The 14,668-nt window shown below is 44.4% G+C and carries 12 protein-coding genes; 9 read left to right on the top strand and 3 right to left on the bottom strand.

Annotated features, from left to right (window positions below):
• Positions 1–4: 4 nt before the first annotated feature.
• Together purN and purM are read right to left on the bottom strand one after the other, a co-directional pair.
• The gene (gene purN, locus DK187_RS04805) at positions 5–658 is read right to left on the bottom strand and encodes a phosphoribosylglycinamide formyltransferase (protein WP_111606194.1); all 654 of its coding nucleotides are present in this window, start codon (positions 656–658) and stop codon (positions 5–7) included.
• Positions 655–1,713 (bottom strand): phosphoribosylformylglycinamidine cyclo-ligase, encoded by a 1,059-nt coding sequence (gene purM / locus DK187_RS04800; RefSeq protein ID WP_111606193.1) that lies wholly within the window; start codon positions 1,711–1,713, stop codon positions 655–657. The genes purN and purM overlap by 4 nt, the downstream gene beginning before the upstream one ends.
• 116 nt (positions 1,714–1,829) lie before the next feature.
• Between purM and DK187_RS04795 the strand changes: the two genes are divergently transcribed.
• Entirely contained in the window at positions 1,830–2,915 is a 1,086-nt protein-coding gene (locus DK187_RS04795; protein WP_111606192.1) for a DUF2066 domain-containing protein, read from the top strand.
• Positions 2,916–3,146, top strand: coding sequence for a hypothetical protein (locus DK187_RS04790; RefSeq protein WP_111606191.1), 231 nt, complete (start codon positions 2,916–2,918; stop codon positions 3,144–3,146).
• A gap of 91 nt (positions 3,147–3,237) precedes the next feature.
• Here the strand turns inward: DK187_RS04790 and gltA are convergent, their stop codons facing one another.
• Entirely contained in the window at positions 3,238–4,521 is a 1,284-nt protein-coding gene (gene gltA, locus DK187_RS04785; protein WP_111606190.1) for a citrate synthase, read from the bottom strand.
• Between the two features lie 536 nt (positions 4,522–5,057).
• On the opposite strand from gltA, the gene sdhC reads away from it, so the two are divergent.
• From sdhC to lpdA, 7 genes are all read left to right on the top strand, one after another.
• Positions 5,058–5,471 (top strand): succinate dehydrogenase, cytochrome b556 subunit, encoded by a 414-nt coding sequence (sdhC, locus tag DK187_RS04780; protein ID WP_308422559.1) that lies wholly within the window; start codon positions 5,058–5,060, stop codon positions 5,469–5,471.
• On the top strand, positions 5,465–5,812 hold the full coding sequence (sdhD, locus tag DK187_RS04775) for a succinate dehydrogenase, hydrophobic membrane anchor protein (RefSeq protein WP_111606188.1): 348 nt from the start codon (positions 5,465–5,467) through the stop codon (positions 5,810–5,812). The genes sdhC and sdhD overlap by 7 nt, the downstream gene beginning before the upstream one ends.
• A 3-nt stretch (positions 5,813–5,815) precedes the next feature.
• Positions 5,816–7,588: a succinate dehydrogenase flavoprotein subunit gene (gene sdhA, locus DK187_RS04770; RefSeq protein WP_111606187.1), complete on the top strand. Its 1,773-nt coding sequence runs from the start codon at positions 5,816–5,818 to the stop codon at positions 7,586–7,588.
• A 12-nt stretch (positions 7,589–7,600) separates the two neighbouring features.
• On the top strand, positions 7,601–8,305 hold the full coding sequence (locus tag DK187_RS04765) for a succinate dehydrogenase iron-sulfur subunit (protein WP_012070489.1): 705 nt from the start codon (positions 7,601–7,603) through the stop codon (positions 8,303–8,305).
• Positions 8,306–8,682: 377 nt separating this feature from the next.
• The gene (locus DK187_RS04760) at positions 8,683–11,520 is read left to right on the top strand and encodes a 2-oxoglutarate dehydrogenase E1 component (RefSeq protein ID WP_111606186.1); all 2,838 of its coding nucleotides are present in this window, start codon (positions 8,683–8,685) and stop codon (positions 11,518–11,520) included.
• 33 nt (positions 11,521–11,553) lie between these two features.
• On the top strand, positions 11,554–13,086 hold the full coding sequence (odhB, locus tag DK187_RS04755; RefSeq protein ID WP_111606185.1) for a 2-oxoglutarate dehydrogenase complex dihydrolipoyllysine-residue succinyltransferase: 1,533 nt from the start codon (positions 11,554–11,556) through the stop codon (positions 13,084–13,086).
• 84 nt (positions 13,087–13,170) lie between these two features.
• Positions 13,171–14,610, top strand: a complete 1,440-nt coding sequence (gene lpdA / locus DK187_RS04750; RefSeq protein ID WP_111606184.1) for a dihydrolipoyl dehydrogenase — start codon at positions 13,171–13,173, stop codon at positions 14,608–14,610.
• Positions 14,611–14,668 lie beyond the last annotated feature (58 nt).

Genomic DNA, 14,668 nt, shown 5'->3' with positions numbered 1-14,668 from the left:
TACATCATGTTAACGCTTCATTATATAGAATGCCGCTTTGTGGTAGAGCATTCGTATCCAAAAAAGCCTTTCCGTTCTGAAATGTTAATCTTTCCTCGCTGAACCATTTTACGGCCAGAGGATAGATAGTGTGTTCTAAGGCATGGACCTTTCCAGCCAAAGATTCTGCCGTATCGTCAGTGGTTATACTTGTACTTGCTTGAAGTATAACGGCACCTGCGTCCAACTCTGGACTCACAAAATGTACTGACACACCATGCTCTTTCTCGTTTGCATCAATTGCCCGTTGATGTGTATTCAAACCTTTGTATTTAGGAAGCAGCGATGGGTGAATGTTGAGCATTCTACCTTCGTAATGTTTCGCAAACGTTTCAGTCAAAATACGCATAAAGCCAGCAAGAACAACCAATTTTGGTTGGTACTGATCAATAATCGCTTGCAGCTCGGCATCAAACTCTTCTCGACTCGCAAATGACTTATGGTCGAGTGTATGAGTGGGGATGCCCGCCATCTTGGCTCTTTCAAGTCCGTAGGCTTGCGCTTTATTACTGATCACGGCACAAATATTGATGTTGAGTTGTCCTTGCAAGCTTTGATCAATCAAAGCTTGCAAGTTGCTGCCGCTGCCGGAAATTAAGACAACGATCGGACAACTCATGCCTGTTCCTCAAGGTCTGAGATTAATACTTCCTTTCCACCATTACGAGGACAAACATCACCAATTATCCAAGCATTTTCGCCTTCTGCTTTAAGAATAGCGAGAGCTTCATCTGCTTTTTCTGCATCAATAGAAAGTACCATGCCGACGCCACAGTTTAGAACACGATACATCTCTTCTTGCTTAACATTTCCTTGTTCTTGTAGCCAATCAAACACAGCAGGGCGTTTCCAGCTGGTGGCGTCAATACGAGCCGCGGTATCTTCAGGAAGTACGCGAGGAATGTTTTCTAGCAGCCCGCCACCGGTGATGTGAGCCAAAGCATTAACGGAAACGGATTCCATCAACTTAAGAATGGATTTGACGTAAATACGCGTTGGCTCCATTAGCGCGTCTTTTAGCGCGACACCGTCGATCTCTTGGTTAAGATCGGCTTTGCTGACTTCCAGGATTTTGCGAATTAAAGAGTAGCCATTGGAGTGAGGGCCTGAAGAGCCTAATGCAATCAAGGTGTCGCCCGCTTTTACTTTGCTGCCATCGATGATGTTTTCTTCTTCAACGACACCAACACAAAAGCCAGCGAGATCATAATCACCATCATGATACATGCCTGGCATTTCTGCCGTTTCGCCACCAACGAGTGCGCAACCCGCTTGTATGCAACCTTCGCCAATCCCTGTAACAACATTGGCGGCGACATCAACATCTAGCTTGCCAGTGGCATAGTAATCTAGGAATAATAGAGGCTCAGCACCGGCTACAACGAGATCGTTCACGCACATGGCGACAAGATCGATACCAATGGTGTCGTGTTGATTAAGATCCATAGCTAAGCGCAACTTGGTACCGACACCGTCTGTGCCAGAAACAAGTATTGGGTTTTTGTATTTTGTGGGAAGGCGTGTCAAAGCACCAAAGCCTCCCAGACCACCCATTACTTCAGGGCGACGAGTTTTTTTGCTTACGCCTTTAATACGTTCAACAAGTTGGTTGCCAGCGTTGATATCTACGCCTGCGTCTTTATAACTAATCGATGGTTTATCTGACTTGGTCATTGCCTATGCCTTATCATGGTACGAGGAAAAAAAGGCATTTTAGCATAGTGGCGCATTAGGGCTATGGTTCTTTGCAATTAAGACAGTAGAATAGGCAAATAAACGAAGGAAAGGCTATGAATTCTCGTATATTTTTATTACTCATTAGTGTTTTGTTGATTCCGACAGCCAATGCGGTCCCTGTTCAGGGACTTTATAGTGCTGAAATTAATTTGCCTGTGACTCAGTCAGAAGATCAGATGTTAAGCCAAGCGTTTGGTTTGGCGGCAGAAGAAGTGCTGATAAAAGTATCAGGTGACAAAGAAGCCATCACCAGTAGTGTGTTGGCTCAAGCTAAGCGTCAAGCGTCAGCGTGGGTTGCACAACACTCCGTTGCGTCGCTCAGTGAGCTTCTATCCTTTGAAGGTGGCTTGGTGCCCGGTAAACAAGTTCGGGTGACTTTCTACCAAGAGTCGATTGATCGCTTTTTATCGCAGAATAATTTACCGGTATGGGGGGAGAACAGGCCTTCCGTCCTGGTGTGGTTAGTCAGTGAGACCAATGGCGTAAGAAGTTTGTCTGGCTCAAGAGAGCCGTCGGTTGTATTGAATGAATTTGCTCAGTCTGCCAATTTGGCAGGCTTGCCTATCTACGCACCTTTGCAGGATGAGGTTGACAAAAGAACCATTTCTACCGCGGATGTTTGGGGCTTTTTTGCAGATAGCATTGCCCGAGCAAGTACGCGCTACCAAACAGATTCCGTTGCCGCCATAAGGATTAGTAATTATGCTGGGCAAATGAGTGGGAATTTGTTGGTGTTACTGAAGGGGGGGGAATCAGAGCGATTCGCATTGTCGGGTAGGACACTAAAAGAGGTGGTTGATCAAGCGACGACTAAATTGGCGAAAGTGTTTTCTTCTCGCTACGCTTCCGTGCGCAATAGTGGCTCTGTTAGTCAGTTAACTGTTCGCGTTGCTGGTGTGGAAAGCTACAATGTCATGAGCAAGGTTCAGTCCTATTTAGAAAGTATTGGGGTTGTGCGTAATGTGACTTTGCTTCAAGTGGATGGTGATACCATTGAGTTTGCTATAGAAATTGATGGGGACAAGCAGAAGCTATTTAACAGCATATCCTTGAGTCGTTTGTTAATCAGTGCTCCGCTAAATGCATTAGACCCTGATGCAAATCGAGTCGCATCCTATCAGTACAGTGGAGTAAATTGAATGACAAATGAACTAGAAGAAAACATAGTAGAAAGAGATTTTTTCGCTCGCGCTGAAGAAGAACAAAGAGATTTTTTGGCACAAACTTGGTGTAACCATTGTATGGAAGTGGATTTGGGGATGGTCAACCCAAAGGAATTTGAAAGCAAAGATCGAGTTTGGATTGAAGGTGACTGCGTTAAGTGCGGTCATGCAACGGTTACTGAGATTGTGGAAGAGGATGAGGAGTGATTCTTAGAATCCTCCGCTGAACGCTATCAAAAAAGAATGATAAAAAACGCGCCGAGAGGCGCGTTTTTTTGTAATGCATTTATTTAATGTATTACTTTTTAGCCGGATAATCGCGCTGTGGCTTACCAACATAAAGTTGGCGCGGACGGCCAATTTTATAGGGTCCACTGATCATTTCGTTCCAGTGAGAGATCCAGCCAATAGTACGAGACATGGCAAAGATAACCGTAAACATACTGGTTGGAATGCCGATTGCTTTCATGATGATGCCTGAGTAGAAATCAACGTTTGGATAAAGCTTACGTTCTACGAAATAAGGATCTTCTAGAGCAATCTGTTCAAGGCGTTTAGCGATTTTTAGTAACGGATCATCTGATTGGCCCAATTCTGCCAATACTTGATCGCAAGTTTCGCGCATTACTTTGGCGCGAGGGTCAAAGTTTTTATAGACGCGATGGCCAAAGCCCATCAATCTGAAAGGATCGTTTTTATCTTTTGCTTTGGCGATAAATTTGTCGATGTGCTCAACGTCACCAATCTCTTCCAGCATGGTTAGTACTGCTTCGTTAGCACCGCCGTGAGCAGGCCCCCAAAGTGTTGCAATGCCTGCCGCAATACACGCAAACGGGTTAGCGCCTGAAGAGCCTGCTAAACGTACTGTGGACGTTGAAGCATTTTGTTCGTGGTCTGCGTGGAGGATGAATATTCTATCCATAGCCTTGGCAAACACGGGGTTTACCTTGTAATCCTCGCAAGGTGTTGCAAACATCATGTACAAAAAGTTTTCAGCATAAGACAAGTCGTTACGTGGGTACATAACAGGCTGGTCTTTGGAATACTTATAGCATATTGAAGCAAGCGTTGGCATTTTAGAAATCAGACGAAACGCAGCAATTTCACGGTGCTTAGGGTTGCTGATGTCCATGTGATCTTGGTAAAAAGCCGATAGAGCGCCAACAAGACCGCACATGATGGCCATAGGGTGGGCATCATTTCGAAAACCTTCAATGAATTTGTGCATCGATTGGTTGACCATGGTGTGTTTGCCAACCGTTCTTTCAAATTCTGCTTTTTGCTTTTTGTCCGGTAATTCTCCGTAAAGTAACAAATAGCAGGTTTCTAGATAGTCTGAGTGTTCTGCAAGTTGGGCAATAGGGTAGCCACGATGCAAAAGGATGCCAGCATCTCCATCTATGAAAGTAATAGAGGATTCACAAGAGCCGGTAGACATAAATCCTGGATCGTAGGTGAATACACCGTTCGCACCTAAGCCTCGAACGTCGATAACGTCTGTACCTAGGGTGCCTGAAAGAACAGGAAGTTCGATAGCTTTATCGATCCCATCCACTTTGAGTAGCGCTTTTTTATCAGCCATTTATGGTCTCCTTCGTATTCTGGTTCGGGGCTAAGACGTCGTAGGTTGACTCCACCTGGCCCAGAAGGTGCGGAAAAAATACTGTCTCTAGACTATAAAAGTCAATCTTGTTCATTTGCACTCTATTTACATTAGGTTGTGTTATTTTGTAATTATCTGACAAAACAAGGGATTGATGTAAAGTCAAGAAAATGCTTAAAATCAATTAAGTTATTGATAATAAAGGTTTTTAAGTGTTTTTTCAGGGTGATTTTTTATGTAATTTTATACCATTATTGTTTCGGCTTATGGTTACATTCATTTGATGAATGGTGACCATTGAAAACCTCTCGTTCAGTCTATTTGTCTTAGTATTTTTGGCTGGTCTATAATTGCGCCTCAGACGATTTCATTGATTTGTTGATGCTAATGGATAAAAGAGAGTCGCTTTTAAACATTTGTTTGCAAATCGATGGGATTTTCAAAGCAGGCCTATGACGTCATTATTTTACTCTGATCCAGAGTTAAATATAGCACGTATAGACATTGGGTCGTGATTGACCATTCAATCAATACAAAATGGTGTAAAAGTCGTGAATAAAAAAAGACCAGTCAACCTTGATATTTCAACAATATCGATGCCCGTCACAGCAATTGTATCTATTCTTCACCGCATAACAGGAATTATCCTTTTTGTAGGATTGGCTTTCTTGTTTTATGCCTTTGACCTTTCTTTGGAATCGCAGGAAGGTTTTGATCAGGTGGTTAATGCACTGCAGACAAGCTTCCTAGCGAAGTTCATTATTTGGGGTGTTGTCTCCGCGCTGATGTATCATTTTGTGGCAGGTGTGAAGCACTTGTTTATGGATATGGGATACTTTGAAGAGCTAGAAAGTGGGCGTAGTGCTGCTATTGCAAATATTGCGATTGCTGTTGTTCTAATCGTGTTAGCAGGAGTGTGGATATGGTAACTCAAATCACAAGTTTTGGTCGCTCTGGTCTTTATGACTGGATGATGCAGCGAGTGTCTGCCGTTGTATTATCTTTGTACACGGTTTTTATCATTGGTTACTTGTTGCTGAATCCTGATCTTACATACGATCAGTGGAGTGCTTTATTTGAAGCGACATGGATGCGTATATTCAGCCTAATGGTGCTGTTATCGATTGGTATGCACTCTTGGATTGGATTGTGGTCTATTTCAACGGACTATATTAAAGCAACGGGTGCGCGTTTCTTCTTTCAATCTCTATGCGGTCTTGTAATGTTTATTTACATCGTATGGGGTGTTCAAGTTCTTTGGGGGCTATAAGTAATGGCAAATATTCGTACTATTTCCTTTGATGCCATTGTTATCGGTGGGGGTGGCGCAGGTATGCGTGCTGCGCTCCAGTTGACCGAGTCTGGTTTGAATACGGCATGTGTTACTAAGGTGTTTCCTACTCGCTCGCACACAGTGTCTGCGCAGGGTGGTATTACTTGTGCGATTGCAAGTGATGATCCAAACGATGATTGGCGCTGGCACATGTATGACACCGTAAAAGGGTCAGATTATATTGGCGACCAAGATGCAATTGAATACATGTGTTCCGTTGGTCCTCAAGCCGTTTTTGAACTTGAACACATGGGCTTGCCTTTTTCTCGTACTGAGCAAGGTCGTATTTATCAACGCCCATTTGGTGGTCAGTCGAAAGACTTTGGTAAGGGTGGTCAAGCTGCTCGTACTTGTGCGGCGGCAGACCGAACGGGTCATGCTCTGCTTCACACTTTGTATCAAGGCAACCTTAAAGGCGGTACAACCTTCTTTAATGAATGGTATGCGACGGATCTGGTAAAAAACAGTGAAGATGCTGTTGTTGGTGTGATTGCTATTTGTATCGAAAGTGGTGAGACGGTTTACCTTAAAGCTAAGGCAACGGTTATTGCGACAGGTGGTGCAGGTCGTATTTATCAATCAACAACCAATGCTCACATCAACACGGGTGATGGTGTTGGTATGGCATTGCGCGCTGGTTTCCCAATGCAAGATATGGAGATGTGGCAATTCCACCCAACAGGCATTTACGGTGCTGGTACGCTAGTGACGGAAGGTTGTCGTGGTGAAGGTGGCTATCTGATCAACAAAGACGGTGAACGTTTCATGGAGCGTTATGCTCCAAACGCCAAAGATCTTGCTGGTCGAGATGTAGTTGCTCGTTCGATGATTCTTGAGATTTTGGAAGGTCGTGGTTGTGGTCCTGATGGCGATCACGTATTGCTTAAGTTGGATCACTTGGGTGAGGAAACGTTGAATAAGCGTCTTCCTGGTATACTTGAGTTGTCTCGTACTTTTGCGCACGTTGATCCAGTGAAAGAGCCGATTCCTGTTATTCCAACTTGTCACTACATGATGGGTGGTATTCCTACAAACATCGGTGGTCAAGCGCTTAAACAAAACGAAGCGGGCGAAGACGTTATTATTGATGGTCTTTATGCTTGTGGTGAAGCGGCTTGTGTGTCTGTTCACGGCGCTAACCGTCTTGGTGGTAACTCACTGCTAGACTTGGTGGTATTTGGTCGAGCGGTTGGTTTGCATGTTAAAAAGTCGTTAGATGAAGGTTTTGATTCATTAGACGCTGATGAGACCAACATAGAAAAAGCATTGGTTCGTTTGAATCGTTTGAATAGCTCCACAGGCGGCGAAAGTGTTGCGGCGGTGCGTGCTGATCTGCAGCGTGTAATGCAGCTTTATTTCGGTGTGTTCCGTGATGGCGAAGCAATGCAAAAAGGCCTTGCACAGCTAAAAGAAATTCGTACTCGTGTTGAAAACTTGTACCTTGAGGATAAGAGTCAAGCATTCAATACAGCGCGTATTGAGGCTTTAGAGCTTGAAAATTTACTTGAAGTTGCTGAAGCGACAGCTATTCCGGCTGAATTCCGTAAGGAAAGCCGTGGTGCTCATGCTCGCAATGACTTTACTGAACGTGACGATGAAAACTGGTTGAAACATTCTTTGTTCCATCCAGTAGGTAAGACTGTAACCAAGCGTGATGTAAACTTTGCGCCAAAGACCATGGAAGCTTTCCCACCTAAGGCTCGTTCATACTAAGGAGTTATGTCAATGTTAGTTAGTATCTATCGCTACAATCCTGAGAAGGACGACGCTCCTTACATGCAGGATTATGAGATTGAGTTGCCAGCAGGTAAAGACTTGATGGTGCTTGATGTTTTGAACTTGCTTAAAGCGCAAGATCCAAGTATTTCATACCGCCGTTCATGTCGTGAGGGTGTGTGTGGCTCTGACGGTATGAATATGTCAGGGAAAAATGGCTTGGCTTGTATTACGCCGGTTTCTGAGGCTGTAAAAAAAGGCAAGTTGGTATTGCGTCCTCTTCCTGGTTTGCCGGTGGTTCGTGACCTTGTGGTTGATATGGGGCAGTTCTACAAGCAATATGAGAAGATTCGTCCTTATTTGCTAAATGATACGCCTGCGCCAGCGATTGAGCGTTTGCAAAGCCCAGAAGAACGTGAAAAGCTTGATGGTCTTTATGAATGTATCTTGTGTGCTTGCTGTTCGACTGCATGTCCATCTTTCTGGTGGAATCCAGATAAGTTTGTAGGACCTTCAGGATTGCTGCAAGCCTACCGTTTCTTGGCAGATAGTCGTGATACGGCCACCCAAGAGCGTCTTAGTGATCTAGATGATCCGTTTAGTGTCTTCCGTTGCCATGGTATCATGAACTGTGTAAACGTCTGTCCTAAAGGGTTAAATCCAACTAAGGCCATTGGTAATATTCGTACTATGCTTTTGCAGAGAGCGACCTGATAATGTTTTGTGTGATCCATAATGTTGTTTTAATGTGATCACAGAAAGTCGGCGGCTTGAATAATGGTTCAATGCCGCCATTTTTGCATATTCTGATGTAGAGAATATGGCAAAAACGATTTAAAATTCGATCTTTACGGGCAAGGAAGCACCTAAGAAAAACCATTACCTCAGTGATTATGGATTCAAAGGGTTTTGTTTTTATAAATAAAGCGCTTGTAGTGGTTTAGTATTAAACGTAGAAGGGCGGAAGTAGCTGGAAATAAACAAAAAAATCGAGGCTTTAATAGCCTTACGGGCCTGATAAAATGATCGACCTTAATCATAGGTTGATACCGGGACCCCGGTAGCTGGCTCGAACATAAGGGTGATCGAGAATGCACGAAAGTTTAATGGAGTTGCTGTGGAGCACCTCTCACTTTTCAGGTGGAAACTTGGAATATGTTGAAGGGTTGTTTGAAAGCTACCTCGTCGATCCGAACTCAGTGTCGGAAGAATGGCGTAAATGTTTTGATCAATTGCCTCGTGTAAGCGAAGCGCAATCAACTGATCTACCTCATTCAGTGATTCAAGAGCAGTTTCTACAGATTGGTAAGAATAAATTTCGCTCAATGCCTGTTTCTACCGGTAATGTTGCGAGTTCTGATCATGAGCAGAAGCAAATCAGTGTTTTGCAGTTGATTAATGCTTATCGCGTTCGCGGGCATCAACATGCAACACTTGATCCACTTGGATTGCAAAAGCGTGAGAAAGTAGCTGATTTAGATATTGGCTATCACCAATTAACGGGCGCTGATTTAGATACAGTCTTCAATGTAGGCTCTTTGTTCTTTAGCAAAGACGCGCTTAAATTAAGTGAAATTGTATCGGAACTTGAAAAAACCTATTGCGGTAGCATTGGTTACGAGTTTATGCACATTGTTGATACACAAGAAAAAGCTTGGCTTCAACAGCGTGTCGAATCCGTTCGTTCTCGTCCAGAATATTCCCAAGAAACTCGCGAAAGCCTGCTGGAACGTTTAACGGCAGCGGAAGGCTTAGAGAAATATCTTGCTAGTCGTTACCCTGGTGCCAAGCGTTTTGGTCTTGAAGGCGGCGAAAGCTTAATCCCTATGGTAAACGAGTTGATTCAGCGTTCCGGTGCACTTGGTGCCAAAGAGGTTGTTATTGGCATGGCTCACCGTGGACGTCTTAACGTATTGGTTAATACGCTTGGTAAAAACCCCAAAGATTTATTTGACGAGTTTGAAGGTAAGAAGCTTGTCAACACATCTGGCGACGTTAAATACCACCAAGGTTTCTCTTCTAACGTGATGACGGCTGGCGGAGAAGTACACATTGCTCTGTCATTTAACCCATCACACTTGGAAATCGTGTCTCCGGTCGTTGAAGGCTCTGTTCGTGCGCGTCAGGATCGTCGTAAAGATACAACAGGTAAAAGTGTTGTGCCTATTTCGATTCACGGTGATGCAGCGTTTGCGGGTCAAGGTGTGGTTATGGAGACATTCCAGATGTCTCAAACCCGTGCTTACCGCACAGGTGGTACGGTTCACATCGTTATCAATAACCAGGTCGGTTTTACTACCAACCGCCAAGAAGATTCTCGCTCTACTGAATACGCAACAGATGTTGCTAAAATCATTCAAGCGCCAATTTTCCACGTTAATGGTGATGATCCAGAAGCTGTGTTGTTTGTCACTCAGCTTGCGCTAGATTATCGTTATGAGTTCGGTCGCGATGTTGTGATTGACATGGTTTGTTACCGTCGTCGTGGTCACAACGAGACGGATGAACCATCTGGTACTCAACCATTAATGTACAATGTAATTAACAATCTTAAAACGACGCGTACTCTTTACTCAGAGCGTCTCGTGGCAGAATCTGTGGTTACACAAGAAAAGTCTGACCAAATGGTCGTTGAGAATCGAGAAGACCTTGATAATGCTCGCCATGTTGCGAAAAGCTTGGTACTTGAATCTCAAACGGGTTCGTTTGTTGATTGGAAACCTTATCTTGGTGTTGAATGGACTGATGCTGGTGACACAACTTACCCGCTTTCTAAATTGCAGGAAGTGGCTAGAAAATTAACTAGCATACCTGATGGTGTTGTTGTTCAGCGTCAAGTACAAAAGATTTACCAAGACCGTGATAAGATGACAGCGGGTGCATTACCTCTTAACTGGGGCTACGCAGAAACGCTTGCTTTTGCAACTTTGCTTGAGCAAGGCTATCCGATTCGTATTACAGGTCAGGATTCTGGTCGTGGTACTTTCTCTCATCGCCATGCGGTTATTCATAGTCAGAAAGACGGTAGCACGTATATTCCTTTGAAACATTTGTCTGAAGATCAACCTACTATGGATCTTTACGACTCTTATTTATCAGAAGAAGCGGTGCTGGCCTTTGAATACGGTTATGCGAGTACGTCACCTAAAGGCTTGGTTATTTGGGAAGCGCAATTCGGTGATTTTGCCAACGGTGCGCAGGTTGTTATTGACCAATTTATTACCAGCGGTGAGCATAAATGGGGTCGCTTATGCGGTCTGACTATGTTGTTGCCACATGGTTATGAAGGTCAAGGACCAGAGCATTCGTCTGCACGTTTAGAACGCTTCTTGCAGTTGTGTGCCGAATACAATATTCAAGTTTGTGTTCCGACTACGCCATCACAAATTTTCCATATCCTTCGTCGTCAAGCGATTCGTCCTATGCGTCGTCCGCTGATCATAATGTCTCCTAAGAGTTTGTTGCGTCACAAACAAGCAATTTCGACATTAGAAGACTTGGCGGAAGGAAGCTTTAAAACAGTTCTGCCAGAATCATCTGAAGCTGTTACAGCGGATAAAGTAAAACGCATTGTCCTATGTAGTGGTAAGGTTTATTTCGACTTGATTAACCGTCGTGAAGAGCTGCAAAAAGATGATGTTGCTGTGATTCGTTTGGAGCAATTGTATCCGTTCCCATACGCTGACCTTGAGTCTGAGTTAGAACAGTACAAAAATGTTGATAGCTTGGTTTGGTGTCAAGAAGAGCCGAAAAACCAAGGTGCTTGGCATGCCAATCGTCACCGTATGAATCGAGTATTGGAAAAATTGTATCCAGAATTGAAAATCCGCTTTGCAGGTAGAATTTCGTCTGCTGCGCCAGCGGCTGGTTACATGTCTATCCATGTTGAAGAACAAGAAGCGCTGGTCAACGACGCATTAGTTGGTTAGTACCATAGCCTGTCAGAGAGATAAGGGTATAAAATGAGCATTGAAATTAAAGCACCTACTTTTCCAGAATCTGTAGCAGACGGCACCGTTGCTACTTGGTACAAGAAGCCAGGCGAAGCCTGTGCGCGAGATGAGCACATTGTAGACATCGAGACAGATAAAGTTGTCTTAGAAGTCGTTGCACCTGCTGATGGTGTGTTAAAAGAGATTTTAAAAGCGGAAGGCGACATCGTATTGAGCGATGAAGTGTTGGCTATTTTCGAATCTGGTGCAGCAGCTTCTGCCGCTCCAGCGCAAGCGGAAAAAGCAGCGCCAGCCGCTGCGGCCTCTTCTTCAAAAGAAACGGTTCAAATTAAAGCGCCTACTTTCCCTGAGTCCGTTGCCGATGGCACCGTGGCAACTTGGTACAAGAAAGCAGGTGAAGCGTGTTCACGTGATGAGCACATTGTTGATATTGAAACGGATAAAGTTGTTTTAGAAGTCGTAGCGCCTGCTGATGGTGTGATTGGCGACATCTTGAAAAACGAAGGTGATACTGTCCTTAGTGATGAAGTTCTTGCTAACTTCTTGGTTGGAGCGTCTGCTGCTGAAGCAGCGCCTGCTAATACAGCGTCTTCCACGTCATCTGCTACAGATGGTGATGAAGATGGTGTTGCTGGTCCTGCTGCTCGTAAAGCACTTTCTGAAGCGGGTTTAACTGCTTCTCAAGTGAAAGGAACTGGCAAAGGTGGTCGTATCACAAAAGAAGACGTAGACGCGGCTGTGAAGGCAAAAGCCTCTGCTCCTGCTGCGCCAGCTAAAGCCGCTCCTGCTCCAGCATCTAAACCAGCTGCTGCGCCAGTGGCCGCTCTAGGTGCGGATGGACGTATTGAAAAACGTGTTCCAATGACACGTCTTCGTGCCACGATTGCGAAACGTTTGGTCGAAGCTCAGCAAACCGCTGCGATGTTGACGACTTACAACGAAGTCAATATGGCACCTGTCATGGAATTGCGTGCTAAGTACAAAGATTTGTTTGCTAAGACACACAACGGCACGAAACTTGGCTTCATGTCATTCTTCGTGAAAGCGGCGACTGAAGCACTTAAACGCTTCCCAGCCGTGAACGCGTCAATTGATGGCAATGACATGGTTTACCATGGCTACCAAGACATTGGTGTAGCCGTGTCCACTGATCGTGGTTTGATGGTGCCAGTACTTCGCAATACAGAAGCGATGGGGCTTGCTGACATCGAGTCGACTATTATGGACTTCGCTCTTCGTGGTCGTGATGGCAAACTGGGTATGAATGACATGCAAGGTGGTACTTTCACTATCACTAACGGTGGTACTTTCGGTTCGTTGATGTCTACGCCTATCATTAACCCACCACAAACGGCTATTTTGGGTATGCATAAAATCCAAGATCGTCCAATGGCAGTTAATGGTCAAGTCGTTATCCAGCCGATGATGTATTTGGCCTTGTCTTACGATCACCGTATGATTGACGGCAAAGAAGCCGTACAATTCTTGGTAACGATCAAAGAATTGCTTGAAGACCCTGCACGTCTTTTGCTTGAAATCTAAGTATTCGTACCATCTGATTTGTATGAATTGAATACTGAACGGTCTGATTAGGTCGTTCAGTTTTACTGAAAAATGGGATCTCTTATGTCTGATAAATTTGATGTTGTTGTAATTGGTGGCGGCCCTGGTGGTTATGTAGCCGCTATTCGCGCTGCTCAGCTAGGTTTAAAAACAGCCTGTATCGAAAAATGGTTAGACAAAGACAACAAGCCTCGCCTTGGCGGTACTTGTTTAAACGTTGGCTGCATTCCTTCTAAAGCACTGTTAGACTCTTCACAAAAATACCATGATGCGAAAGAAACTTTTGGCGTACATGGTATCAGTATGAGTGACGTTGCTATGAACGTTGATGCTATGGTTGATCGTAAAGATAAAATTGTAGATCAGTTGACCGGTGGTATCACTGGCCTTTTCAAAGCTAACGGTGTAACAAGTTTCGAAGGTTTTGGTAAAGTATTAGCGAACAAAAAAGTCGAATTCACAGCGCATGACGGTACGGTAACCGTTATTGAAACTGAGAACGTTATTTTAGCGACAGGCTCAGTGCCAGTGAATATTCCACCTGCGCCACGTACGGGTGATATTATCGTTGATAACCAAGGTGCGCTTGATTTCCGTGCTGTGCCAAAACGTCTTGGTGTGATTGGTGCTGGTGTTATCGGTTTAGAGCTTGGTTCAGTTTGGGCTCGTCTAGGTTCTGAGGTTGTGGTTCTTGAAGCGCAAGACGCTTTCCTAAGCCTTTGTGACCAAGATGTAGCGAAAGAAGCCGCTAAGATTTTCAAGAAGCAACATTTGGACATTCGTCTTGGTGCTCGCGTTACTGGCAGCCAGATCAATGGCGAAGAAGTCGAAGTAACGTATCTTGATAAAGACGGTAACGAACAAAAGCAGACTTTTGACAAGCTAATTGTTGCTGTTGGTCGTAAGCCATTTACTCAAGGTTGTTTCTCTGAAGATTCTGGCGTGAAGCTGGATGAACGTGGCTTTGTCTTCGTTGATGAGCAGTGCCGTACATCTGTTCCAGGCGTATACGCGATTGGTGACATTGTGCGTGGTCCTATGTTGGCACACAAAGCCTCAGAAGAAGGTGTTATGGTTGCAGACATCATTGCTGGCCATAAAGCACAAATGAATTATGATTGCATCCCATCTGTTATTTATACTCACCCAGAACTTGCTTGGGTTGGTAAAAATGAGCAAGAGCTAAAAGCAGAAGGTGTTAAGTTTAAAGTGGGTAAATTCCCATTTGCAGCGTCTGGTCGTGCTATGGCGGCGAATGACACTGATGGTTTCGTTAAGATAATTGCTTGTGAAGAAACAGACCGTATTTTAGGCTGCCACATTATTGGTGGTCACGCGGCTGACTTGATCGCGCAAGCGGTTATTGCAATGGAATTCGGTTCTACTGCAGAAGATATCGCGTTGACTGTTTTTGCTCACCCAACAGTGAGTGAAGCGGTTCACGAAGCGGCACTAGCGGTAGACAACCATGCGATCCATATCGCAAACCGTAAAAAGCGTTAATAAAAAATTAGATTTGCCGGCCTAGAGCCGGCAATTTCTGTCTTAGCAGGCAGAGCTT

Origin of the sequence: Marinomonas arctica, assembly GCF_003259225.1 — a bacterium.
GTDB classification, from domain to species: domain Bacteria; phylum Pseudomonadota; class Gammaproteobacteria; order Pseudomonadales; family Marinomonadaceae; genus Marinomonas; species Marinomonas arctica.
The sequence above is the reverse complement of the archived record's forward strand: the minus strand, read 5'-3'. Positions and strand labels throughout refer to the sequence as shown.